The 23,955-nt window shown below is 47.9% G+C and carries 29 protein-coding genes and 1 pseudogene; 24 read left to right on the forward strand and 6 right to left on the reverse strand.

The window, feature by feature from the left end; all coding sequences use genetic code 11:
• From G614_RS0100870 to G614_RS31860, 4 genes are all read left to right on the forward strand, one after another.
• Positions 1 to 258, forward strand: coding sequence for a hypothetical protein (locus G614_RS0100870; protein ID WP_027640409.1), 258 nt, complete (start codon positions 1 to 3; stop codon positions 256 to 258).
• 107 nt (positions 259 to 365) lie between these two features.
• Positions 366 to 833, forward strand: a complete 468-nt coding sequence (locus tag G614_RS0100875) for a phage tail tube protein (RefSeq protein WP_027640410.1) — start codon at positions 366 to 368, stop codon at positions 831 to 833.
• 20 nt (positions 834 to 853) lie between these two features.
• Positions 854 to 1,282 carry a phage tail assembly chaperone gene (locus tag G614_RS0100880; RefSeq protein WP_027640411.1) on the forward strand — a complete coding sequence of 143 codons (429 nt, stop codon included), beginning with the start codon at positions 854 to 856 and terminating at the stop codon, positions 1,280 to 1,282.
• Between the two features lie 14 nt (positions 1,283 to 1,296).
• A complete protein-coding gene (locus tag G614_RS31860) occupies positions 1,297 to 1,464 on the forward strand; it encodes a hypothetical protein (protein ID WP_166430210.1) in 168 nt (55 codons plus the stop codon).
• Positions 1,465 to 1,509: 45 nt separating this feature from the next.
• On the opposite strand, the gene G614_RS0100890 is transcribed toward G614_RS31860, so the two are convergent.
• Positions 1,510 to 2,604 carry an SAP domain-containing protein gene (locus G614_RS0100890; protein WP_027640412.1) on the reverse strand — a complete coding sequence of 365 codons (1,095 nt, stop codon included), beginning with the start codon at positions 2,602 to 2,604 and terminating at the stop codon, positions 1,510 to 1,512.
• A 195-nt stretch (positions 2,605 to 2,799) separates the two neighbouring features.
• Between G614_RS0100890 and G614_RS29190 the strand changes: the two genes are divergently transcribed.
• The 15 genes from G614_RS29190 to G614_RS0100965 all read left to right on the forward strand — a co-directional run bounded on the left by G614_RS29190 (position 2,800) and on the right by G614_RS0100965 (position 13,311).
• Positions 2,800 to 4,881, forward strand: coding sequence for a hypothetical protein (locus G614_RS29190; RefSeq protein ID WP_049948035.1), 2,082 nt, complete (start codon positions 2,800 to 2,802; stop codon positions 4,879 to 4,881).
• On the forward strand, positions 4,881 to 5,531 hold the full coding sequence (locus G614_RS0100900) for a LysM peptidoglycan-binding domain-containing protein (RefSeq protein ID WP_027640413.1): 651 nt from the start codon (positions 4,881 to 4,883) through the stop codon (positions 5,529 to 5,531). The genes G614_RS29190 and G614_RS0100900 overlap by 1 nt, the downstream gene beginning before the upstream one ends.
• 12 nt (positions 5,532 to 5,543) lie before the next feature.
• Positions 5,544 to 6,503 (forward strand): XkdQ/YqbQ family protein, encoded by a 960-nt coding sequence (locus G614_RS0100905; protein WP_027640414.1) that lies wholly within the window; start codon positions 5,544 to 5,546, stop codon positions 6,501 to 6,503.
• Positions 6,496 to 6,807, forward strand: a complete 312-nt coding sequence (locus G614_RS0100910) for a DUF2577 domain-containing protein (protein WP_027640415.1) — start codon at positions 6,496 to 6,498, stop codon at positions 6,805 to 6,807. The genes G614_RS0100905 and G614_RS0100910 overlap by 8 nt, the downstream gene beginning before the upstream one ends.
• Before the next feature lie 16 nt (positions 6,808 to 6,823).
• Positions 6,824 to 7,225 (forward strand): DUF2634 domain-containing protein, encoded by a 402-nt coding sequence (locus G614_RS0100915; RefSeq protein ID WP_027640416.1) that lies wholly within the window; start codon positions 6,824 to 6,826, stop codon positions 7,223 to 7,225.
• Positions 7,218 to 8,273 carry a baseplate J/gp47 family protein gene (locus G614_RS0100920; protein ID WP_027640417.1) on the forward strand — a complete coding sequence of 352 codons (1,056 nt, stop codon included), beginning with the start codon at positions 7,218 to 7,220 and terminating at the stop codon, positions 8,271 to 8,273. The genes G614_RS0100915 and G614_RS0100920 overlap by 8 nt, the downstream gene beginning before the upstream one ends.
• Positions 8,266 to 9,354 (forward strand): putative phage tail protein, encoded by a 1,089-nt coding sequence (locus tag G614_RS0100925; protein ID WP_027640418.1) that lies wholly within the window; start codon positions 8,266 to 8,268, stop codon positions 9,352 to 9,354. Before G614_RS0100920 ends, G614_RS0100925 begins: the two co-directional genes overlap by 8 nt.
• Before the next feature lie 17 nt (positions 9,355 to 9,371).
• Positions 9,372 to 9,758, forward strand: coding sequence for a phage tail protein (locus tag G614_RS0100930; RefSeq protein WP_027640419.1), 387 nt, complete (start codon positions 9,372 to 9,374; stop codon positions 9,756 to 9,758).
• Between the two features lie 11 nt (positions 9,759 to 9,769).
• The gene (locus G614_RS0100935; RefSeq protein WP_027640420.1) at positions 9,770 to 10,234 is read left to right on the forward strand and encodes a hypothetical protein; all 465 of its coding nucleotides are present in this window, start codon (positions 9,770 to 9,772) and stop codon (positions 10,232 to 10,234) included.
• 480 nt (positions 10,235 to 10,714) lie between these two features.
• Positions 10,715 to 11,455, forward strand: a complete 741-nt coding sequence (locus G614_RS30995; RefSeq protein ID WP_334291494.1) for a glycine-rich domain-containing protein — start codon at positions 10,715 to 10,717, stop codon at positions 11,453 to 11,455.
• A gap of 10 nt (positions 11,456 to 11,465) precedes the next feature.
• A complete protein-coding gene (locus tag G614_RS0100945; RefSeq protein ID WP_027640422.1) occupies positions 11,466 to 11,771 on the forward strand; it encodes a hypothetical protein in 306 nt (101 codons plus the stop codon).
• Positions 11,771 to 11,917: a hypothetical protein gene (locus G614_RS31865; protein ID WP_166430211.1), complete on the forward strand. Its 147-nt coding sequence runs from the start codon at positions 11,771 to 11,773 to the stop codon at positions 11,915 to 11,917. Before G614_RS0100945 ends, G614_RS31865 begins: the two co-directional genes overlap by 1 nt.
• 19 nt (positions 11,918 to 11,936) lie before the next feature.
• Positions 11,937 to 12,188 carry a hypothetical protein gene (locus G614_RS0100955; RefSeq protein ID WP_027640423.1) on the forward strand — a complete coding sequence of 84 codons (252 nt, stop codon included), beginning with the start codon at positions 11,937 to 11,939 and terminating at the stop codon, positions 12,186 to 12,188.
• A gap of 3 nt (positions 12,189 to 12,191) precedes the next feature.
• Entirely contained in the window at positions 12,192 to 12,446 is a 255-nt protein-coding gene (locus G614_RS0100960) for a phage holin family protein (RefSeq protein ID WP_021893251.1), read from the forward strand.
• A gap of 91 nt (positions 12,447 to 12,537) precedes the next feature.
• Entirely contained in the window at positions 12,538 to 13,311 is a 774-nt protein-coding gene (locus G614_RS0100965; protein WP_027640424.1) for a hypothetical protein, read from the forward strand.
• Between the two features lie 36 nt (positions 13,312 to 13,347).
• Here the strand turns inward: G614_RS0100965 and G614_RS0100970 are convergent, their stop codons facing one another.
• Positions 13,348 to 13,689 (reverse strand): sporulation initiation factor Spo0A C-terminal domain-containing protein, encoded by a 342-nt coding sequence (locus G614_RS0100970; RefSeq protein WP_002570509.1) that lies wholly within the window; start codon positions 13,687 to 13,689, stop codon positions 13,348 to 13,350.
• Between the two features lie 280 nt (positions 13,690 to 13,969).
• Here G614_RS0100970 and G614_RS26505 point away from each other — a divergent pair.
• Positions 13,970 to 14,515: pseudogene (locus G614_RS26505) on the forward strand (manganese catalase family protein); the annotation flags it as partial.
• 191 nt (positions 14,516 to 14,706) lie between these two features.
• Here the strand turns inward: G614_RS26505 and G614_RS0100985 are convergent.
• From G614_RS0100985 to G614_RS0100995, 3 genes are read right to left on the reverse strand one after another with little or no spacing between them, the layout of a single operon-like run.
• A complete protein-coding gene (locus G614_RS0100985; protein WP_027640425.1) occupies positions 14,707 to 15,315 on the reverse strand; it encodes an ATP-binding cassette domain-containing protein in 609 nt (202 codons plus the stop codon).
• A gap of 14 nt (positions 15,316 to 15,329) precedes the next feature.
• On the reverse strand, positions 15,330 to 16,079 hold the full coding sequence (locus tag G614_RS0100990; RefSeq protein ID WP_027640426.1) for an ABC transporter permease: 750 nt from the start codon (positions 16,077 to 16,079) through the stop codon (positions 15,330 to 15,332).
• Between the two features lie 24 nt (positions 16,080 to 16,103).
• On the reverse strand, positions 16,104 to 17,279 hold the full coding sequence (locus tag G614_RS0100995) for an ABC transporter substrate-binding protein (RefSeq protein ID WP_027640427.1): 1,176 nt from the start codon (positions 17,277 to 17,279) through the stop codon (positions 16,104 to 16,106).
• Between the two features lie 165 nt (positions 17,280 to 17,444).
• On the opposite strand from G614_RS0100995, the gene G614_RS0101000 reads away from it, so the two are divergent.
• The 4 genes from G614_RS0101000 to G614_RS0101015 all read left to right on the forward strand — a co-directional run bounded on the left by G614_RS0101000 (position 17,445) and on the right by G614_RS0101015 (position 22,538).
• On the forward strand, positions 17,445 to 17,684 hold the full coding sequence (locus G614_RS0101000) for a (2Fe-2S) ferredoxin domain-containing protein (RefSeq protein WP_027640428.1): 240 nt from the start codon (positions 17,445 to 17,447) through the stop codon (positions 17,682 to 17,684).
• Positions 17,685 to 17,686: 2 nt separating this feature from the next.
• Positions 17,687 to 19,726: a [Fe-Fe] hydrogenase large subunit C-terminal domain-containing protein gene (locus G614_RS0101005; protein ID WP_027640429.1), complete on the forward strand. Its 2,040-nt coding sequence runs from the start codon at positions 17,687 to 17,689 to the stop codon at positions 19,724 to 19,726.
• A complete protein-coding gene (locus G614_RS0101010) occupies positions 19,726 to 20,904 on the forward strand; it encodes a SpoIIE family protein phosphatase (RefSeq protein ID WP_027640430.1) in 1,179 nt (392 codons plus the stop codon). Before G614_RS0101005 ends, G614_RS0101010 begins: the two co-directional genes overlap by 1 nt.
• A gap of 182 nt (positions 20,905 to 21,086) precedes the next feature.
• Positions 21,087 to 22,538: a 4Fe-4S dicluster domain-containing protein gene (locus tag G614_RS0101015; RefSeq protein ID WP_027640431.1), complete on the forward strand. Its 1,452-nt coding sequence runs from the start codon at positions 21,087 to 21,089 to the stop codon at positions 22,536 to 22,538.
• Positions 22,539 to 22,855: 317 nt separating this feature from the next.
• Here the strand turns inward: G614_RS0101015 and G614_RS0101020 are convergent, their stop codons facing one another.
• Complete coding sequence (locus tag G614_RS0101020; protein WP_002588167.1) at positions 22,856 to 23,860, reverse strand: LacI family DNA-binding transcriptional regulator; 1,005 nt, start codon at positions 23,858 to 23,860, stop codon at positions 22,856 to 22,858.
• Positions 23,861 to 23,955 lie beyond the last annotated feature (95 nt).

Below are 23,955 nucleotides of genomic sequence, written 5' to 3' on the forward strand. Positions count from 1 at the left end.
TTGGTTGAATTGGCCAGTTCGATTAATCCTGAGCTGCCAGAAAAGAAGCAGAAGGAAGAATTCTGTGATTTGCTATTAGAAAAATTAAGGACCCTGAAAGGCATGGATTTGGCCCCATACCTTTCAGAATGTTTCTTTGATAAGCTGTGGCAGGTGCAAGTATTAACTTTTAGCTTCCCTATGGGAACGCATGTATTCGATTCCGGCGTCAGTAATATCAAAGGTGATGGGGATAACAGGGACAATACTGACATGTGAGGATATAACATTGTCAGAAACATTATCGATGTAGCCATCCTCATAAAGCTAAAGGCGATTGTTCCATATGGAGGGGAAGATTACCAAATAAGAAAGGAGATACATATATGCAGTCAATGAACGCAAAAGATGCGGTAAGCGCATCCCTGGCGGATTGCTTTGTCACGATTGAAGGGAACCGCTATAATTTCATGCAGGCCATCAACCTGGAGGCCAGTGTAGAAAAGACAAAGTCTGAGATACCGATACTGGGGAGGACCGGAAAAGGAAATAAGACGACTGGATGGAAAGGTAGCGGTTCCGCGACCTTCCACTACAATACCAGTATCTTCCGGGAGTTGCTGTACCGGTACAAGGAGACCGGACAGGATGTGTATTTTGATATCCAGATAACCAACGAGGACCCGACCTCCAGTGTGGGGAGGCAGACCATTGTCCTGAAGGATTGTAATGTGGATGGTGGCATTTTGGCGAAGTTTGATGCGGATGCGGAGTATTTGGACGAGGACCTTGATTTTACCTTCGAGGATTGGGAGATGCCCGAACAGTTCAGACACCTGCAGGGAATGCAGTAAGAAAGAGAGGATAAGAGGATATGGGAGATTTAAGTAGTTTTTTAGCACAGAACGCATTGAAGGCAGAAAATGAAATGTATGTGGTTTCAAAGCGTTTCCTTGGAACCGATAGGAAACCGATGAAATGGGAGATACAGGCCATTACATCAACGGAGGATGAGACAATCAGAAAAGAATGCACCAAGAGGGTTCCGGTGGTCGGAAAGAAAGGCCAGTTTACACAGGAGACGGATTACAATTTGTACCTTGGAAGGCTTGCATCCAGGTGCACAGTGTTCCCAAACCTAAATGATAAAGAGCTACAGGACTCGTATCATGTGATGGGAGCTGATGCACTTTTGAAGGCAATGCTGACTGCCGGCGAATATGCAAACTATTTAGAAAAGGTACAGGAAGTGAATGGGTTTGATGTATCAATGGACGAACTGGTGAATGAAGCAAAAAACTAATTGATGGAGGCGATATGGAAGCAAATATCGCCTACTATTGTCTCCACAAATTACATCGATGGCCCCACGAATTCTTGGCACTTGACAGATATGAGAAGGCTATTGTGATTGCAGCCGTGGAAATGAAACTGGAAAAAGATAGGAAAGAGGCCCAGAAGTTAAAAAGGGGAAAGAAACGGTAGTTTTTTTCTTAATAGTATTTAAGATTCTGTGGGCCTCACAAAATATTAGCCATGAAGAATATCGAATGTATGTTGCTGCATAGAAGTTAATAGCTTGCATTGCATCTCTTGCAATGTGGATAAGATTTCGGATTTTGAAATATGGCTGCTATCTGTTATACGCATAAAGAGATCTGCACTTTTGGAAATAGCAACTCCAAAAAATTCTCCAAGAATAACGCATGCCTTTAACTGAAGTTCATAAGGCTTTAAAACTTTAGGAATGAAGTCCGTGTCATGTTCAAGAAAATTTGTATAAAGCTGAAGCTTGAAGCTGGAAAGGCCTTTTTCATACTCTTGTTTCCAATTCATTCCAATACCTCTTGGAATAGTTTTGTTCAGTTCATTTTCACAAACTAATTTATATGCCTCATTTATATTGTTTTTGAAAATACATTCCAAACAATGATCCTCTAATTCAAGGTTCTTTGTCATTGATTTTGGTAAACCAGCTATGGCCTCTTTTCCTTTGCTGGTTAGCATATACCTCTTGTTTTTGTCGTTAAGACTGGCAGAAAGCTGATCAATCGAAATATTTGTTTTTATACGTTGAATAAGTTCAGCTTTTTTACCTGAAACGCTAAGCCCGGATTGTTTTAAAATGGATTTGAGCTCAACGACGGTTAAATAGTCCAGATCCGCGAAAGAGTCAGATATTTGTAGGTAATTATTTACTAATAGTTTGGTCATGGTGGTTTCGAAATTCAATGAATACTCGTAAACCCAGTAGGCGTATACAGTTGGATTTTCAATACTTTGTTCACTCATTTGTTTTAAAAAATACTTTTCTACAGAGGATAACGGGGAGGTATCCACGTTTTTAGTATTTAGCTCAAAGGGATTGAAATTGTGAACACGCTGCTGACGTTCATCGTATAATCGATTGGAGCGCTCTTGCGCTATACGGTCTAACTCGTCAATAGTAGCACTATTAGTCAACGCTGTTTCCTCAATGATTTGGTGTGTAATTTGTCGCTGGCTCAAGGAATTTTTACTTGTAAGGGGCGGACTTTGTGGAATTGGTTCTGGGTCTACATAGTTAGGTGGAGAATCAAGTTCCTCTTTGTTTTTCCCCTTAAATAAGTTAAATAAGTTAAACATATTTCGCACCTCCTTAAACTATTTTACAATGAGCAAACTGTAAAGGCAAGATAATCTAGTAAGAGTTTTTTTAACGCTTTAGTGACAAGGATAACGCGTTATGTTGACATATAAGCTCAGCAGATTCAAAAAATATTACCAGAACATCGTTCGTTGATAGGTGTTCTGTATATAGCAAGAAGGGAGAGTGATGAAATGGCAACGATACAGTCATCCCTTAAACTCTATGACGGAATGACAGGCCCGCTACGCGCAATATCTAATGCCATGAACATAACCATCAGTACGTTTGAATCAATGCAGACGGCGTCCGAACACGCACTGGATGTGGCCGCTTTACAGAGCGCCCGCGAAGAACTCGCAAGAGTAAACGTGTCAGTTGACCAGATGGAGCGAAGTATACAGATGGCAGGGCAGTCGCAGGATAAATTTAACAAGAAAATGCAGGACGGGAATGGCATTGCCAATGGGCTGGGGATGAAGATAAAACAATTCGTAGGGGCCTACGCAGGTATTCAAGGGATTAGGATGGCGGTCAATTTTGTATCGGATACCATCTCACTGCAAAATGTCCAGAATGAGGCGGAAACAAAACTGGAGAGTATCATGCGACAGCGTATGGGAGCCAGCCCTGCAGAGATACAGTCAGTAAAGGCGCTAACAGCAGCACAACAGGGACTGGGAGTGGTTGGGGACGAGGTACAGCTTTCAGGTGCCCAACAGTTGGCTACATTCCTTAGCTCCACGGATGCCTTAAACACACTGATACCTGCTATGAACAACCTGGCTGTGCAGCAGAATGGGGTAAACGTAAGCACCCAGGATGCAATTGGAATCGGTAACATGATGGGAAAGGTGATGCAGGGTCAGGTTAGTGCACTTACACGGGTAGGTGTTACGTTTGATGCAGCACAGGAGAAAATATTAAAGTATGGAAATGAGCAGGAACGTGCGGCCACTCTTGCAGAGGTAATTACAAATAATGTAAGTAATATGAACGCTATCATGGCAGCAACACCACAAGGTCAGATACAGCAAATGGCAAATACCTGGGGTGACATAAAAGAGACGGTTGGAGCAAAGTTATATCCTGCGGTTATGAGCTTTTTTACCGCACTCAATTCAAATATGCCGCAAGCAGAAAAGTTCCTAATGGGTATTGCAGGAGGTTTGAATGTTGTAATCACAGTTCTTAGCTGGCTGATTTCTGGTGCCGGTGCCGTGGTGGGGGTCTTTCAGGATAACTGGCCGGTAATTGAGCCAGTTATTTGGGGGATTATAGGAGCACTGATAGTATATAATGCGGTAATGGGGATAGGGTGGCTCACAACATTGAAGAATGCTGCCGCGCTCGCTTGGAAAACAATTTGTGATTGGGCGGAAACTGCGGCAATTATTGCGATGATAGTAGCCCAAGATGGATTAAATGCAGCACTACTGGCCTGCCCCATTACCTGGATAATTATAGGAATCATTGCACTTATAGCCATTATTTATTCAGCAGTGGCAGCGGTAAACAAGTGGAAGGGCACGACCATAAGCGCAACGGGCATCATTGCAGGAACTTTCGCCGTCTTAGGAGCACATATTATCAATACGTTTATCATACCAACCTGGAATATGATTGCAGCATTGGTGAATTTCTTCTATAACGCGTGGAATGACCTTGCGGCAGCGGTTAAGATACTGTTTCTTGATATGGCAAACTCTGTGATAGGTTACATGTCCAATATGGCCCACACCATTGAGGATATTATTAATAGGATTCCAGGCGTACATGTAGACATAACATCTGGTCTGGATAGTTTTAAGAGCAAGATAGAGGACACAGCAGCAAAAGTTAAATCAGAAGCAAAGTGGAAGGAAATCGTCAGCGCTAAAGACTTTATTGACTATGGAGATGCTGCAAAGGCAGGTTATAAGTTTGGACAGGGCATAGATTCCAGGGTAAGTGGCTTGTTTGATGGTTCTGGGGATTTCGGCATGGGAGGAGGTGCGCAAGGGGCATGGGAAGGTATTAATGAGAATGCTGGAAATACAGCAGGTAATACAGCAAAAATGGCTGATTCAATGGATGTGATGGATGAGGAGCTGAAATACATGCGTGACGCCGCCGAGCAGGAAATCATCAATCGGTTCACCCTGGCTGAACTCAAGGTGGATGTCAAAAACAATAACACCCTTACCAAAAAGACTGACTTTGATGATATGGGAAGGGCCTTGGCGGCGTTTACGGGAGAGTTCCTGGCATCCGCAGCGGAAGGAGGACATATCTGATGGCATACGAGGTATACATAGATGACATGCTCCTTCCCATTCCGCCGCAGAAAATCCCAATCAAGTATCCCGGTCAGAATGAGACAGCCACTCTTATTAACGGAGAGGAAATAAATATAACCCGTCCCCCGGGCCTGGCGGAAATCAGCATTGACGTGGTCCTGCCCCAGATGGACTATCCATGTGCCATGTGGGACGGGAGTGTGGAAGATGCGGAGGAGTTCATCAGCCGCTTACAGGACCTTAAGGAGAGCGGTGATACCTTTGAATTCATTGTCATCCGTGATTCTTTTGACACCAACATGGACGTGACCCTGGAGGACTACAAAGTGTCGGATGATGTGAAGGAGGGACTGGATTTGTTGGTATCCATCACCATGAAGGAGGCCAGGCATTATGGGACCAAAATCATGAATTTTGCCATAGTCCCAGAACAGCCGATACCGGCAGCGGCATCACCAGAACCGGAACGCCCGGCAGCGCGGCCACAAGTAAAAACATATACCGTAAAATCGGGTGACTGTCTGTGGAACATTGCAAAGAAGCAGCTGGGGGATGGAAGCCGGTGGAAGGAGATTCATAATTTAAACCTGGATAAGATTAGCAACCCAAACTTAATTCACGCTGACCTGGTGCTGGTGATGCCATAAGGAGTTGAGACAATGAATGTGCATGTATATATACAAAACAGACAGACCGTCTATGAGCCGGCAGTGGAAGGGAGCATAACCTGGGAGACCCAACGCAAGGGGCAGCCAGGAAAATGCTCCTTCTCCATTATATCAGATGGGAAACTGAAAATCGAAGAGGGGAACGCCGTCCGGCTGGATGTGAATGGGAAACCCACGTTCTTCGGTTTTATCTTTGAGCGGAGCTGGGGCAGTGACGGGGAGGTCAAGGTCACGGCCTATGACCAGCTCCGGTACCTTAAGAATAAGGATAGCTACAACTATGAAAGTAAGACAGCAGGTGAGGTCATCCAGATGATTGCCGGGGACTTCAATCTGCAGACAGGTACACTGGAGGATACTGGCTACCCGATACCTTCCAGGAATGAGCCGGATACGGCACTGTTCGATATTATCCTGAATGCCCTGGACCTGACCATGATGGCAACAGGGAAGATGTTCGTGCTGTATGACGATGTCGGGAAACTAACTCTCAGGAATGTAGAGGATATGAAGCTCAATGTGATGATTGATGATGAAACGGCTCAGGACTATGACTTCACGGTGAGTATTGATAAGGATACCTACAACCAAATCAAGCTTTTCCGCGATAACGATGATACAAATAAACGAGATGTTTTTATGACAAAACATACGGAAAATATTAACAAATGGGGCGTCCTGCAGATGAGCGAGTCCCTGGACAAGGGGGTGGACGGTCAGAAGGTAGCGGAGACGTATCTGGGCCTGTACAACCGTCCATCCAAAAGCTTATCTATCAAGAAAGCATTCGGGGATATCAAGGTACGGGCCGGATGCCTTATACCTGTGTTCCTGGATGTGAAGGACATGCAGCTCAGAAACTATCTGCTGGTGGAAGCGGTCACACATTCGATTGATAAGGGAGTCCATACCATGGACCTAACATTGAAAGGGGCTGGAATAAGTGGATAATGATTGGATTGAGAACTTACGGAACATTTCACGGCAGGCAGAGGAGGCGGCAAAACCGTGCAACGTACTCACAGGGACTGTGACAGGGACGTCTCCGGTGGCAGTGCAGATAGATCAGAAAATAACCGTCACAGCCAGCCAGCTGCTCATACCGCGGTATCTGACGGACCATGTGGAACAGATGTCAATTCCGGGAGTGGGTGATGTTGCGGTCACGGTGAAGAATGCCCTGAAAGGCGGTGAGGCGGTTATATTGGTACAAAAACGAGGGGCGCAGCAGTATCTTGTGGTGGACCGGTATTGATAAGGAGGTGTTTGAGATGCTGCCGAAGACGGGAGACATTTTAAGAGCGGATTTTACTATCCGAAAACAGCCGTCAAAGACATATAGATTGAAGGATGGAAGGGTGATAGGGAATGTGGACGGGATAGAGGCCGTAAAGCAGTCCATGTTCTGTATTCTGAATACAGAGCGGTTTGAACACATCGTTTACAGTTGGAACTATGGTAGGGAGTTCACAGACTTGTATGGCGGGTCAATGGGTGTGTTGGAGTCTAAGATTAAAAAGCGGATTAAGGAAGCACTGATGCAGGATGACCGGATCCGGAGCGTCGGGGCTTTTTCTTTTACACGAAATGGAAAGCAAGTTGTGGTAGCCTTTACCGTTTCCAGTGATGTGGGAGTGTTCGCAGCAGAAAAGGAGGTGGTTGTAAGTGTATGAAAACGTAACATATGAGGAAATCTTGAAGCGTATGTTGGACCGGGTTCCAAGTGATGTTGACAAACGGGAAGGGTCAATCATTTATGATGCATTGGCTCCGTCTGCGGTGGAGATGCAACTAATGTACACAGAATTACATGCAGTTTTGAATGAATTGTTCGCGGATACGGCTAGCCGTGAGTTTTTAATCAAGCGAGCATCAGAGCGTGGCCTGCATCCGAAAGAGGCCACATATGCAGTACTTAAAGGTGAATTTGACACGGATATACCTATTGGCAGCCGTTTTTCGTTGGAGACGTTGAACTATGTGACAGTTGAACGTATTGCTCAAGGGCAGTATATAATGCAGTGTGAGACTATAGGTACAGCAGGGAACACGCTGTTTGGGCCGCTCATACCAATTGAGTATATCAGAGGGCTGTCACGGGCAGAACTGACAGAATTACTGATTCCAGGAGAGGACGAGGAGGGGACGGAACAGCTCCGGCACCGTTATTTTGACAGTCTGTATTCACAAGCTTTTGGTGGGAATATTGCGGATTACCGTGAAAAGGTGAATGGCATATCTGGTGTGGGAGGTGTCAAGGTATATCCGGCCTGGGATGGAGGAGGGACCGTGAAGCTGGTAATCATCAACTCGGAATATGGAATCCCGTCAAATGAACTAATCCAGGCAGTAAAGGATGTGATTGACCCAGCTCCGGATACAGGGGCGGGATATGGCCTGGCACCCATTGGTCACACAGTTACCGTAGAGGGGGCAGCAGAAGAGAGGGTTTCCATCATATCCACCATTGTCTATCAGGCGGGCTACAACTTTGAGAGGTGCAGAGAGGATATTTTTCAGGCAATTGATACATATCTTCATGAACTGAACATGGCATGGCAGGATGATGCTCAGACAGTTGTGAGGGTGTCACGAATTGAGGGACGCCTGTTGGACATCGAAGGTATTGTGGATGTTTATGATACAAAGATTAATGGAAGTCCCGGCAATCATGTACTCTCTTCCAGTTCAATCGCAGTAAGGGGGGATATAAGTGGATGATAAGGGTGGGCAGTCAGGACGGGTACTGGATTTAGCCAGGTATGTCCCGGATTTCCTGCGGGAAGTAAAGGAATTCAGACAGCTATACGGGGCGCAGGAAGGTGAGTTGAGACGGCTGTATGGCAATGTGGATGCGCTGTGGAAGGACAGCCTGATTCCTGCTGCCACGATTCAGGGGATTAAACGCTATGAGTTGATGCTAGGACTAAAACCATATCCGGGAGACACACTGGAAGAACGTAGAGCTGCAGTTGCGCTCAAATGGAACCAACAGCTTCCTTACACACTTCCCCGTCTAAAGGAACGCCTAGAGGTAATCGTGGGGAACGATGGGTATGTCTTGTGGGTGAGAGGCAAGACATATGAGTTGGAGTTGTGGATTGTTGAGCAGCCGTGTCGTGTATTACAGGAACTTCGGGACATGACGCGTCAGATGATACCGGCCAACCTGTTGTTCATTTTTGCTGGTCTGTACCCAATAGAGATACCGGCCAATACAGCCACATCAGGTAGGTTGGAACTGATTTCCGATTTCTATGCCCGATATAACCGTGAGTTCTTGTACTTGGATGGAACCTGGGAATTGGACGGGACTTATTTACTCAATGGGTACAAGGCGGCAGGACTGGATCTGTATCCCTTTGAGATGGTAATCAGGGATAGCCTCTCGGTAAGCAATGCAGTGGACGGCAGGGCAGTCGGTATGATATCAGAGGCATTCAAGGAAATGAAGGTCCATCCTGTATTACGGCTACTGTCATCCATGTCGGCGAGGCTCAGAACGGATGTGCAGCAATGGCTTAAAGGCCACACGGCAGTCCCAATAGATGCAGGTATGCGGACTGCCTGTCAGTCTGACGCTACGGCGTATCAAAAGACGAGGGAAGTGCTGACGCTACACGGTGACGGACAGGCAAATGCCTCCATATGTTCCGTGTCCGGTATAGTACAGCAGATATCTACCGGACCTGAGATGATTTGCAAGCTGACTGTCGAGAACGACCTATGGTATCTGGATGGGACTTACCTGCTGGACGGAACCAAGCTATTAGACGCAGAAATATTTGAATATGAATTATGAAAGGATGGTAAGACAATATGGCACAAGGAATAATCACAGAGATAGGACGTAAGAAGCTGTGCAGGTCACATGCAGGGGACCAGATACTGCCAGCAATCACCCAGATGGCCTTCGGGTCTGGCGGTGTAGATGCGGATGGGAATGTTATTGAGACAACCGGAACAGAGACGGCTCTTAAGGCAGAACTGCTTAAGAAGGATATCGACAGCCACAACTATACGGATGATAAGGAGACCACTTGCCGGTACACGGTGCGACTTGGGAAAGCGGAGCTGGCCAATCAGAATATATCCGAACAGGGGTTGTTTGACTCAGACGGGGACCTGATTGCGTATAAGACATTCCTGCCAAAAGGCAAGGATGATGACATGGAGTTCATTTTTGACATGGACGAGGTATTTTAAGGAGGCTAAGTATGGCACAGTTACCAATTACAGATAATCCGGCGTTCAGCCAGACCATGGAGCAGGTGACGACCAAGGACCGGGGAGCGCCTGATACCTTTAATCCACGGTATCAGGTACTGCTGGATAATGACAATTATCTTAAGAAAAAGGTCGAGCGTGCCGCCCTGAGGAATGACAAACAAATTACCATCCCTGCATTCACGCAGTCCGCTGCGCCATATACAGCAGACATAAAAGTGCAACATCTTAAGACAACAGATGCGATTGAGCTGTATGCGGGACTGATAAAGAGCGACAGCGAACTTACGGCGGAGCAGAAAGCAGAAAAAATAAAAATACGAAGAAAATACCTGAACATGATTGATGATGCAGAGTGTAATACAGATGGCATATTGACGGTAACCTCCTACAGCAAGAAACCGGCCACGGAATTTGCTGTATGGTTAAGGGGTTGCTCAGCAGAGGAGGAATAGAGATTGAAAGCAATTATACACGGCAGTGGAGGAGCCGATACAGATGGCTTGACCGCTATTGCCACTCACGTACTGAACGGAGAAATATTTTATGGAGCTGATAGTGATGAACCTCAGAGAGGAACCATGACAGTAAATAGTATACTGTCTTTTAGTGTAGCCGCATATAGTGGACGCCGAGTACTTTTGAAATGGCAGAATCCGTATGCGGCTCCTGGAAAACCTTATTGCGGAGTAATAATAAAAGCCAGTACGGGTGGATATCCAGCTTGGAATGCGCCTACTTGGGATGCAATTTATACAGGAGCAGGAGACAATGTTACTCCTGGAGGCTGGTCACAAGCATTTATGGATTTACCAGCATTAAATACCACTTATTATTTTACATGCTTTGGGTATGCCACAACAAACTTTGGAAAGATATACAGTCCGGTATATGACCCAGCATCTATTAAGAAGGCATCAGTAACTACTGGTGTAATGCAATTGATTACCATTACGGGTACACAGAATTATACAATCCCCGAAGGATTCTCTATACTGGATATATTTTGCCTTGGTGGAGGTGGCGGTGGAGCACAATCGAGAAAAGAACCATATGACCTATCTGCAATAGGCGGCGGCGGAGGTGGCGGCGGATATACAATTACTGTATTTAACATTGCCGTTTCTGCTGGACAGGTGATAAATTGTTTTGTTGGTGCTGGTGGAAATTCTAACAATAATGGTGGAGGGACTTCTGTATGGCGAGATGGCGTTTCATTATGCAATGCTGATGGTGGATATAGCGGGCAGTCACCAAATTCAAATAACGCTAATGGCGGTGCTGGAGGTTCTGGTGGAGGTGGTGGATGTTTCGACAATACCAGTGGTTACGGTGGTTCAGATGGTAATCCTGGTGGAGGGTGGTCCAGTACTACAGGGAGTTCCAGTTCAGGAGGGGCCGGACAAGGCCGTACCACCAGAGCATTTGGAGAGCCACAGGGTACATTATATTCTGGCGGAGGTTCCGGAGGAGCCGGTCAGCGTAGGACAGGCACAACGGCTAATGTTGGTAGTCCTGGTTCTGGTGGCGGGGCCTATGGAGGCCGCGGGAATGTTGTCGGAGGTTCTGCTTCGCCTAATACGGGCGGTGGCGGAGGTGGCGGAGGTAGCCTTGGGAATACTGAAATGCCTGGAGGTACTGGTGGCTCAGGAATCATTTTATTGAGATTAAGATAGGAGGACTAATATGGTAGCACACGAAGTATTCGCAATGATATCCGACGAAACGGTACAGAATGTTGTTGTGGCATATAACTATGAAGAGGTCAACCGAATAACACGGTGCGTATATGGTGACGATGCCTTTGCGGTTGATTGTCTGCAATATCCCTGTGAGATAGGAGATAAGTACATAAACGGCGTATTTTACAAGGCCGATGGGATAACACCAATCAATAGGCTACCGACTGATAAGGAAGAGATTCAGCAGTTAAAAGCAGATAATGCACAGTTAACAGTAGCAATGGCAGACATGATAGGAGGTGCAATGTAATGTTATCCAATATACAGCGCAACATCATTATCCGGGCCCTGCAGATTCGGAAAAATCAGGGGGAGGAACCGGCAGACATCCTGGATGGTTACAAGAACCTAACAGAAGAGGAAAAGGCAGAGCTGTTGGAAGCCTTGGACGAATAGGAAAGGTGAGGTATATGATATGCAGATACCCACGGATATCATGGTGGCGCTCATCGGCCTGCTTGGGAGCGCTGCGGGGGCTTTCGTAGGTGTGGTAACTTCCGCCAAGCTGACCAATTACCGGATTGAGCAGCTAGAAAAGAAGGTGGATAAGCACAATACTGTGATTGAACGCACATACAAGCTGGAGGAGACTCAGGCGGTCATACAGGAACAGATTAAGGTTGCCAACCATAGGATTGGTGACCTGGAAAAAGAAAGAGAGGAATAGAATATGGATTTATCATTTTTTAGCAATTATGCGGTGGCGGTCATTGTAGGCATTTGCTTGATTACAGGTTACATAGCAAAAAAGTGGGTGAAAGACCTGGACAACAAATACATCCCTACCATGGTGGCCATCCTGGGAGCAGCACTTAACATCTGGATTGCGGGAAGTGTAAGCCCGGATATCATTCTGGCCGGAGCCTTTAGCGGTCTTGCAAGTACAGGCCTGCATCAGGCGTTTAAACAGATGATAGAGGGTTAAGTGGCAGTTGCGATATCGCAACTTGTGACATCACAACTTTTTATGGCCTGGGAGTAAGTCCCGGGCCTTATCTTTTGATTGGAGGTACGATATGAGTAAAACAGCAGCAGGTTTAATTGAACATTGCAAGGACAAGCTTGGCACACCCTACGTCTACGGCGCCAAGGGTGAGGTCCTTACCCAAGCCATACTGGATAGGTTGGCCCGGGAGAACCCAGGCACATACACATCTACTTACAAGGCCAAGGCCGCCAAGTACATAGGTCGGCGCTGCACGGACTGCTCCGGCCTCATCAGCTGGTATACCGGGCGCATCCGCGGCAGCTACAACTATCACGATACAGCTACGGAGCGGGTGAGCATTGACCACCTCAATGAGACCATGGTCGGCTGGGCGCTTTGGAAACCTGGACACATCGGGGTGTACATAGGCGATGGATACTGTATCGAGGCCAAGGGCATCAACTATGGCACAATCCAATCAAAGGTGTCTGCCACGCCCTGGCAGAAGGCATTGAAGCTCTGCGACATCGACTACACGCCGGTCCCGGTGACATACACCCAGGGCTTCCAGCCGGCCGCAGACGGGCAGCGCTGGTGGTACCAGTTTGCGGATGGCAGTTATGCGGCCAACGGCTGGTACTGGCTCCGGGAGGCTACGGACGGCACCTGCGGTTGGTATCTGTTTGACAGCGAGGGCTACATGCTGACCGGCTACCAGACGGATGCAGCCGGGGACGCATTTTTGTTGTGTCCGGTCAAGGGCTCTGACGAGGGGAAGTGCATGATTACAGATGCCAGGGGCGTGCTCCGTATAGCGGAGGAGTACGACATGATAAATAGACGGTATGTGTTTGCGTGGTAGATTACCGAAGGGCGCTGCAGTAGCGCCCTGACTTACTCAATCATAATAATGGCGTACAACATAATGAGCCAGCGCATCTATAAAGGCGCCGTTTCGTGGCTTTTGTGCCAATTCAAAGCCGAAAACCTGGTTTAAAAGATTCCGGTCGCCATGGAGCCAGATAGTATTGATGATGGTGCGAATATTGCGTTCTACACATCCTACAGATGTTTTATACCGAACCGCAATTTCTACGTATAGTCCTTTTGATATATAGGAAAGCAGATCCGGTTCATGAACTGAGCGGATTACACCATAGATAGTATAGCGGAATCCTATGTAGGAATTATTGACGCCAAGCCGTCGAAGCAAGTTACTGGTTTCTCTTTCGTATTTCATGCTAGCCCTCCTAAAATTTTTTACATTATAAAAGTAACTATTAGGAGGGGGACTATCAAGGGAAGGGGGACAACAAAAAGTTACAAAAGGTATCATAAAATGCGGGAAGATAAATGGGGAATGATTCTTTTGGGGTAGGCCGGCATACATAGGGTCTGGTTCAGATAGATTTCCAAAAAAACATACTGACATTGCCTTAATGCCATGCTATAATAAAACCAGAAAAGCCTCCGGAACCATGATTCCAGGGGCTTAATCTAATCATATGTTATTGACATCCGGTGGGCCGGACGGCGAAATGGGCGCCTCCATGCGTTATCTTTCCCAGCGCTACGCCATGCCATATAAAGAGTGCAAGGGAACCCTGACCGACATCGGTACAGAGGAGCTTGCCCATCTGGAAATCGTGGCTGCCATCATTCATCAGCTGACAAAGGGACTGACTGCTGACCAGCTGGTAGAGCAGGGCTTTGGACCTTACTATATCGACCACACCACCGGTATCTGGCCCCAGGCAGCAGGTGGGATTCCTTTTAATGCATGTGAGTTCCAGTCCAAGGGAGACGTGATTACGGACCTTCATGAGGATATGGCCGCAGAGCAGAAAGCCAGGAGCACCTATGACAATATTCTGCGCGTTGTCAAGGATTATGACGTCTGTGAACCCATTAAATTCCTGAGGGAAAGGGAAGTCGTTCATTATCAGAGATTCGGTGAACTGCTGCGCATCACTCAGGAGAAACTGGACAGCAGGAATTTCTATGCGTTCAATCCTGCCTTCGATGTGCCTGCACCATCCTGCCAGGACCAGATGAGACAGATGTAAGGTCATCCTGTCCACACCGACACAGGTGCTTGAATCAGTCTGTTTTATACAAATTCTATACAAATTTATATGTGAAAGGCGCTGCGGGCCATCTGGCAAAACCAGAGGCCGCAGCGCCTTTCTTTGATTTTACTGATATATCATACATATCATCTGTTTTTTCCGGCAGGGCCAAAACATCCTCCGATTCATCAGCCGTCCATACAGTTTTCCAATCTCACCAGCTCCCCGCCAATGAGTTCCACATCCTCCTCCTGGTGGGTTGATAGAATTAAAAGCCTTCCGTCCTGTTTTTCCCTGATATATGAAATGACATTGCGTTTCAATTCGTCATCCATACCGGTAAAGGGTTCGTCCATGAGAAGGATACGTGAGGGGGTGAGGAGGGCCCGAATGACGGCTACCCGGCGCTTCATGCCGCCGCTTAAGGTGGACACAGGGCGGTTCAGGCATTCCTCCGGAAGCAGGCGGGCCAGTTCCCATTTAATGCGGGACGCTTTGACCAGCCGCCCGGCACACATTGATACATTTTCAATGGGGGAAAAGGATTCGCAGAGCCGGTCTTCCTGAAAAACAGCAGAAACAGTCAGGGAATCCATGTCCTGAGGTTTTCCATCTGCGAGTATCAAGCCATGGTCCGCCTGTTCCATCCCCATGAGAATGCGCAGCAGAGTGGTTTTGCCTGAACCGGACGGACTCATCAGACAATAGCATTGTCCCTGATGAAAGGACAGGTTCAGGTTCCTTAATACGGGCAGCCCGTCAAATGATTTAGAGATATTTTTTAATTCCAGGGTCATTCCATACACGCTCCTCAATGCTTTATTTTCTTTAACAGATAAAGAAAGAAACGCTCAAACAGTGCGCTTATTACTATGATGACAAAGGTCCAGGCAAAGAGTCCGGCCGTGTCAAGATACAGCTTGGAGTAGTACAGCTGTTCTCCGATGGAACCTTCTGGTATGCCGATGACTTCCGCGGCCACGCCGGATTTCCAGCTCATCCCAAGGGCAGTCCCGCACCCATTTACAAGGTATGGCAGGAGGGCCGGCACATAGATATAGTGAATACGCTTCCATATGGGCATACGGAAGACCCGGGCCATTTCCAGCAGTTTCTTATCCGTATGTTCCAGCCCGGACAGGGTGCTTACATAGACCATGGGCACCACCACCAGAAAGGAGGTGAACACTGCCAGGTTGCGGGAGCCAATCCATATCAGTGCCAGGATGATGAAGGAGGCAACGGGTACGGACTTAATCAGCAGCATGACCGGGTCCAGCAGTTCTTTTACCAGGGGAAAGAGATAGGCCAGGCTTCCCAGGAGGATGCTTAAGAAAAAGGCCCCCAGGAAACCAAGACTTATCCTGGCAAAGGAATTCAGGATGGTGGTCCGGAAGGAAGGGTCCGCTGCCTGTTCTGCCAGGGCCTTTATCATGTCCAGAGGGCCTACGAATATTATGTTGTTGTGTATCAGCAGATTGGCTGCCTGCCATACTGCAATCCAGAACAGCCAAACCAGATATTTTCTTATTCGTGTGTTGTGATTTGTGGGTTGATTCATGAGTGATGTCTCCGCAATCAAGGGTTAGGGCATATAGTAAAAATCATCTCCGGGCATCTGTCCGCCGATGGATTTGGGGTCCTGCCCATTTAAGGTGGAGAGGTAGCCGCTTAAGGCATCCTTCATCTCCTGTCCGGTCAGGCATACAATATTGCAGTAGGGAAGGGCTTTCTGGGCAATGGGGGCCTTCTCCACAATACCCTGCTTGGCAATCAGCCTGGCGGCGTCCTCTGTATGTTCCGTGGCAAAAAGGGTGGAGGCCTCATGGTCCTTTATGAAGTCTGCAACAGGGGAACGGTTCTCTCTGAGAAAATCGCTGCGCACCAGGGTAACGCCTGTTACCAGCATACTTCCTGTGTCCTTGTTCAGCATGTTCCACTGTTCCGTAAAATCCAGCACTGTTTTTAAGTCCGGGTTCTGGATGCAGGCAGCAGTGGCAAAAGGCTGAGGCAGAACGCCGATGGCACTGGAATCCTGCTTTAACAGGGATGCCACTTCAGTGGCCTCGGATTTGAACTGCAGGTCCACATCAGATGCAGAAAGGCCATTTTCCTTTAAAAGGTAATTCATGACGTATTCAGGTGTGGTTCCCTTTCCTGTCATGTAAATGGTGCGTCCCTTTAAGTCGGACATGGAGGTGATGGAATCATCTGAGGCCACTACATAGAGGACGCCCAGGGTATTGATATCCAGGACGGTGATATTTCCCTGGGTCTTGGCGTAGAGCACACTGGCAACATTGGCAGGCAGCAGGGCAATATCCAGGACGCCGTCTGCAATTTTGCCCACCAGTTCATCAGCCTTGCCGGCCATGGTGAATTCATAGACATTGGAAGTCTCGCCCTTGGAGGCCTTGTCCATCAGGGATACAAGTCCCATGGAGGTAGGGCCTTTTAGGGAGCCTATGCGGATGGCTGCCTGGCAGTTCAGCTTGTTTTCATCGGAACCCGTGTTCAGTTCATCGCCGGAACCGGATTCAGAGTCAGGGGAGGACGCTGCACCGGAAGGGCTTTCTGAAGCCTGGTCCCGGGCGGTTTTGTCACCGGTCTGGGCTATGGTCTGCGCCACGGTCTTTGCTTCAGTCTGTGCTTTAGTCTGAGATTCTGTGCCAGGTGTGCCTGAGGTGCTCTTGCCGCATCCGCCCAGCACCAGGGAGACACCCATAAATGCCATTAAAAGTAAGGAAATATGTTTTTTCATAATACTTCAACTCCTCTCGTAAATATCATTAACTATAGCACAACAGGTCTGTCTTTTCTATAAAATATTTGAGAAATATTATTGATATAAATATCACAGTGTGAGATAATTAAGCCATGGTTTGGGGTGAGCCCATAATACACGCAGATAGTGGAGGAATAAGGGATGAAAGTAACGATATGTATTGGAAGCGCCTGTCATTTAAAGGGATCCAGGGAGATTATCAGTAAGCTCCAGAAGCTGGTAGATGAGAACGGCCTGTCTGATAAGGTGGACTTAAACGGTGCGTTCTGTTCCGGCAATTGTGACCATGGAGTGTGCGTGACGGTGGAGGGCGAGTTGTACTCCCTGAAGCCGGAAGATACAGAAGAATTTTTTGAAAATGAGATTAGGGGGAGACTTTGATTATGGGCATGGAAATCATAGATTTCAAAGCCACAAAGTGCAAACACTGCTATAAATGCGTCCGTTACTGTGGGGTAAAGGCCATCCAGGTCAAGGATGAGCGGGCGGTCATCATGCCGGACAAGTGCATCCTGTGCGGTCACTGTCTGAAAATCTGCCCCCAGTCAGCAAAAACCCTTAAAAGCGACCTGAACATGGTCCGCGGATTTTTGCGTGAAGGCATGCGTGTGGTGGTGTCCATTGCACCGTCCTATATGGGGTTATTGAAATACAAGACAATCGGTCAGGTGCGGGGGGCTCTGCTGCGTCTGGGATTCGAGGATGTGAGGGAGACTTCCGAGGGAGCCGCTTTTGTGACTGCCGAATATGCGAAGCTCCTGGCAGAGCACAAGATGGAGAACATCATAACCACATGCTGTCCAAGCGCCAATGACCTGGTGGAAATCTACTATCCGCAGCTCATACCTTACCTGGCACCGGTGGTGTCCCCCATGATTGCCCACGGAAAGCTTCTGAAGGAAGAACTGGGGCGTGATGTGAAGGTCGTGTTCCTTGGACCGTGTATTGCCAAGAAAAAAGAAGCCATGGACCTGAGACATGAGGGCTATATTGACGCTGTATTAAATTTCAATGACATAAACAAATGGCTGGAGGAAGAGGACATCGTAATCGGGGACTGTGAAGACCGGCCATTTACCGCCTTTGACCCAAAGGTGAACCGCCTGTATCCAGTGACTAACGGCGTGGTGAATTCCGTGCTGGCCACCGAGGAAAAGGGGGACGGATACAGGAAGTTTTATGTCCACGGGGAGGACAATTGTATTGATTTGTGTAAGAGTATGTCCCGGGGTGAAATCAAGGGCTGTTTCATAGAGATGAATATGTGTTCCGGCGGCTGCATCAAAGGCCCCACGGTGGATGAGGAGTTCATATCCAGATTCAAGGTAAAGCTGGACATGGAAGAGAGCATCTGCAGAGAGCCGGCTGATGAAAAGCAGATGGAGCCGGTATGGGAAAATGTGAACTTCAGGAAGCGGTTCGAGGACCATTCCCCCAGGGACCCCCAGCCTACGGAGGAACAGATACGGGAAATCCTGCGCATGACCAACAAGCTAAAGCCGGAGGACGAGCTGAACTGCGGCGCCTGCGGTTACCCTACCTGCCGGGAAAAGGCCATTGCCGTATTCCAGCATAAGGCAGAGGTGAGCATGTGCATCCCCTTTATGCATGAAAAGGCGGAATCCATGGCCAACCTGGTGATGGAGACTTCCCCGAACATCGTACTGATTGTGGGAGATGACATGCGCATCATGGAGTACTCGGATGTGGGCGAGAAATATTTTGGCAGGACCCGTTCACAGGCATTGCAGATGTATTTGTATGAACTCATCGACCCGGTGAACTTCCAGTGGGTATTTGATACACATCAGAACATCCATGGCAAGCGGGTGAATTATCCGGAATATAATCTTTCCACCCTGCAGAACATTGTGTACATAGAAAAGGAAAATGCAGTCCTGGCCACCTTCATAGACATAACCCGTGAGGAGGAGCTGGCCAAGGAAGAATATGAGAGAAAGCTGGAAACCATAGATCTGGCCCAGAAGGTCATCCACAAGCAGATGATGGTGGCTCAGGAGATAGCAGGTCTGCTGGGAGAGACAACGGCTGAGACAAAAACCACCCTGACCAAGCTGTGCCACTCCCTGCTGGAGGACGGCAGCGATGCCGGGTATACCGGGGGAGAACTGGAACGGGAAATTCCGGGCGTACAGCTGGGAAGCGGAGCCGTGCCCTTAAAGGGTGTCATGACAGCCGGGGCGCCCGGCGGAGCGGGAGCCGGGCAGATGCCGGGAGCCGGGCAGATACCAGGAGTCGGACTGACATCAGGAGACGGGAATCCGGCAGACAATGCCGGGGAACAGAAAAAGCCTACGGGCTATGTCCATATCGGCAGCGCCAAACCGGGCGGCGGAAAGTCCGGGTATGTCCATCTGAGCAATGTGGTTTTAATGAAACCAGGCGGCAGCGGAGGTAAATAATGGGAATTACAGTGGATGTTGCATATAAAAGCCTGAACAAGTACACCGAAATCCTGTGTGGGGACAAGGTAGAGCTTTTGCAGACCGAGGATTCCAATATCATGATTCTGGCGGATGGTATGGGAAGCGGGGTCAAGGCCAATATCCTGTCCACGCTGACCTCTAAGATACTGGGAACCATGTTCCTCAATGGGGCTACCCTGGAGGAGTGTGTGGATACCATCAGCGAGACCCTTCCCATCTGTCAGGTCAGGCAGGTGGCCTATTCCACCTTCAGCATACTGCAGGTATACCATAATGGTGATGCGTATCTGGTGGAATATGATAATCCCGGATGCATATTCATCCGGGACGGAAAGCTAATGGAGATACCGAAGAATGTACGGGTCATGCAGGGCAAGGAAATCAACGAATACAGATTCAAGGTCAAAAAAGGCGATGCCCTGATTCTCATGAGCGACGGTACCATCCATGCGGGAGTGGGAGAACTGCTGAATTTTGGATGGCTGTGGCAGGACATTGCGGACTACGCAGTGAGACAGTATCCTCTGACCGTATCGGCCATGCGTCTGGCTGCAAGCATCAGCAGGGCCTGTGACGAGCTGTATCAGTTCCGTCCCGGAGATGATACCACGGTGGCGTGCATGCGGATTATTGACAGCAAGCCTGTTCATCTCATGACTGGTCCTGCCAGGAATCCGGAAGACGACGTTCGTATGGTCCAGGATTTTATGGATGATCCCAATGCCAAGACCATTGTCTGCGGAGGAACCAGCGCCACCATCGTGTCCAGGGTGCTGGGGAAGAAACTGGATGTATCCCTGGATTATGTGGATCCGGAGATACCTCCCATCGCATACATGGATGGCGTGGATTTGGTTACGGAGGGAGTCCTTACCCTTAACCGGGTGCTCCAGCTGCTTCGCAGATATGTGAAGAATGAGACTGTATCCGAAGAATTTTTCCAGGAGCTGGATAAGCCCAACGGAGGTTCCATGGTGGCCAAGGTGCTCATAGAAGACTGCACGGAGGTCCACCTGTATGTGGGAAAGGCAATCAACAGTGCGTACCAGAATCCGGGACTTCCCTTTGACCTGGGTATCCGCCAGAATCTGGTGGAACAGCTGAGGCACGTGATTGAGGGGATGGGAAAAACAGTGGTGGTTACATATTACTAATGTTGTACGCCATTTAATACTTGCATTTTCAGAGTAAATATAGTAGATTTCTAGTGTTGATATAATTTTAACAAATACGAATTGTGATATAGAAGCAGACTATGGCATATGCCAATGATATGTATTGCGCGCAGGAGACCATAGGACGGTCTCCACGTGCCCGTAACGAGGAGGAGAAAAAGATGGTAACCAATGATGCTACGATCCTGCGTTTGAAACACGATGTACTTTACGAGGTGGCTAAAGCTGCATGGGAAGGGAATCTGGACGAGAAGCGGGAGCGGATTCCATATTCCATGATACCGGGACCTCAGGCGATTTACCGCTGCTGCATCTATAAGGAAAGAGAAATCATCCGGCAGAGGGTCCGCCTGGCAGAAGGAAAATGTCCGACCGGTAAGGACACATCCAATGTGGTCCAGGTCATCAATGCGGCCTGTGAGGAGTGTCCCATTGCATCCTACATAGTGACTGACAACTGCCGTAAATGTATGGGCAAGGCCTGTCAGAACTCCTGCAATTTCGGAGCCATCAGCATGGGGCGTGAGCGGGCCTATATCGAGCCCGGCAAATGTAAGGAATGCGGCAAGTGCTCACAGGCCTGTCCCTATAACGCCATTGCTCATCTGGAGCGCCCGTGTAAGAAAATTTGTCCGGTAGATGCCATCACTTATGATGAGTACGGTATCTGCGTGATTGATGAGAAGAAGTGTATCCAGTGCGGAGCCTGTATCCATAGCTGTCCGTTCGGAGCTATAGGTTCCAAGACCTTTATGGTAGATGTGATTCGCCTGATTAAAGCAGGAAAACGGGTGGTTGCCATGGTGGCTCCTGCTACGGAGGGGCAGTTTGGCCCTGACATAACCATGGCCAGCTGGAAGATTGCATTAAAGCAGCTGGGATTTGCGGATATGATAGAAGTGGGATTGGGCGGAGACATGACAGCTGCCTACGAGGCAGAGGAATGGGCCCAGGCAAATAAGGAGGGAAAGAAAATGACTACCTCCTGCTGTCCCGCATTTGTGAACATGATTAAGCAGCATTTTCCTATGCTGCTGGAGAATATGTCCACCACGGTGTCACCTATGTGTGCTGTCTCCAGAATGATAAAGAGCCAGAATCCGGATACGGTCACGGTATTCATCGGCCCCTGCATAGCCAAGAAGAGTGAGAGCATGGATTTGAATGTAAAGGGCAATGCAGACTATGCAATGACCTTCGGTGAGATAAGAGCCATGATGCGCGCCAAGGGAGTGGAGCTTCAGCCGGCAGAGAATGATTATCAGGAAAGCTCTGTGTTTGGAAAGCGTTTTGGCAACGGCGGCGGAGTGACGGCAGCCGTTCTGGAATGTCTGAAGGAGATGGACGAGAACACGGATATCAAGGTAGCCCGCTGCAACGGAGCCGCAGAGTGCAAGAAGGCCCTGCTGCTGATGAAGTTGGGAAAGCTTCCGGAAGATTTCGTGGAAGGCATGGCCTGTGTGGGCGGCTGCGTGGGCGGTCCCAGCCGGCATAAAACTGAGACAGAGGCCAAGAAGGCCAGGGATCAGCTGATTGGAGCTGCTGAGGAGAGGCATGTGCTGGAGAATCTGAAGAAGTATCCGATGGATGAGTTTTCGATGCATAGGCATTAAGCTGCGGTAGTTTAGATGCCGGTTGTGGTTTTTGAAGAGGATAAGTGGATAAAACCACAAGATGTGGTGGTTTTTGAGGGAAAATTGAGCGAATTTGCGTCCTGGAAATGGGTGTTTTTCAGGGCGTGAGAAATAGATGCCTTGGCCCTGGGAGATGAGTCTTCCAGGGTTTTTGGCTTGTAAAGATTACTTTCCTTTGATATGTTTGTCGCAAACGCATTCTACGATAAAGCACTATGTACAATATTTTTGAATATGCTGTAAAGTGATAAGTTTTTATTTGTGTAATAACCTGAGAAAATATCAGGCACTGTTAGTCATAGAAAATAGCCGCAACTTTCCCGTATTACCAGTTCGTATGGTAGATATTCTTGACTGACTGCAATAGGTTCATTCTGCATGAGGGCCAGCAGTTTCTGGAATGCAATCCTTCCCATCATCTCCTTGGGCTGACGTATTGTGGTAATCGCTGGTTCCCATACAGAAGAAAGATCAATATCATCAAAGCCGACAACAGCACAGTCTTCAGGAACACGCAGTCCCTGATCTTTTAATGCTTTCATAGCACCAATTGCCATTGTATCACCTGCGGCAAATACAGCGGTGAATTTTTTTTGTTTTGCCAGTAATGTCCACATCTGATCATAGCCGCCCTTGATGGCGGGTTCTCCGTAACTGATCAGTTCATTATCAACAGGAATTTTGTGTTCTTCAAGAGCAGAAATATAACCGTTGAGACGATCCTGATAAGGCATCTGTAAAGGTGATACAGTGAGGTGTGCAATCTCGCGGTGTCCAAGCCGGATAAGATGAGTCATAAGCGCTTTTGAAGCAGCCATATTATCAATGGAAACGCTTGGTATTTTGTAATTGGGTACGCATTGCACTACCATAACTAAAGGGTATCTTTCCGTAATCAGTGTTTCTAGCTTTTGTGTCATATTAGCGGATAGGGAAATGATTCCGTCCACCTGCCGCTGCTTAATTGCCTCAATGTAATGCTTTTCCAAGGACGGCTGGCTCTTTAAATCAGCAATCAGCATTTGATATCCTTGCCGTTCAGCTTCCGTACCGATACCTGATAATATTCCATGAAAAAAGGAGTTTTCTATATTAGGAACAATAACAATGACAGCTCTTGTTGTCTGAGTCCGAAGCTGACGTGCAAGAACGTTTGGCTGGTAATTCATTTCTTTGATTATCTGAAGTACATGTTCCTTTGTTGCCGGTTTGACAAGATCGGGGTTACTGAGCACTCTGGATATGGTTGCAACGGAAACTCCTGCGGCATTCGCTACATCTTTTATGGTTGGTGCATTCATATTTATCCTCCCAAGAAACAAAAATTGAAAAACGCATTTATATGGAGCAGAACTATTTTTTAATGATAAATACTGTAATCGATTACATTTTATAA

Origin of the sequence: [Clostridium] clostridioforme AGR2157, assembly GCF_000424325.1 — a bacterium.
Classification (GTDB): Bacteria; Bacillota; Clostridia; order Lachnospirales; family Lachnospiraceae; genus Enterocloster; species Enterocloster clostridioformis_A.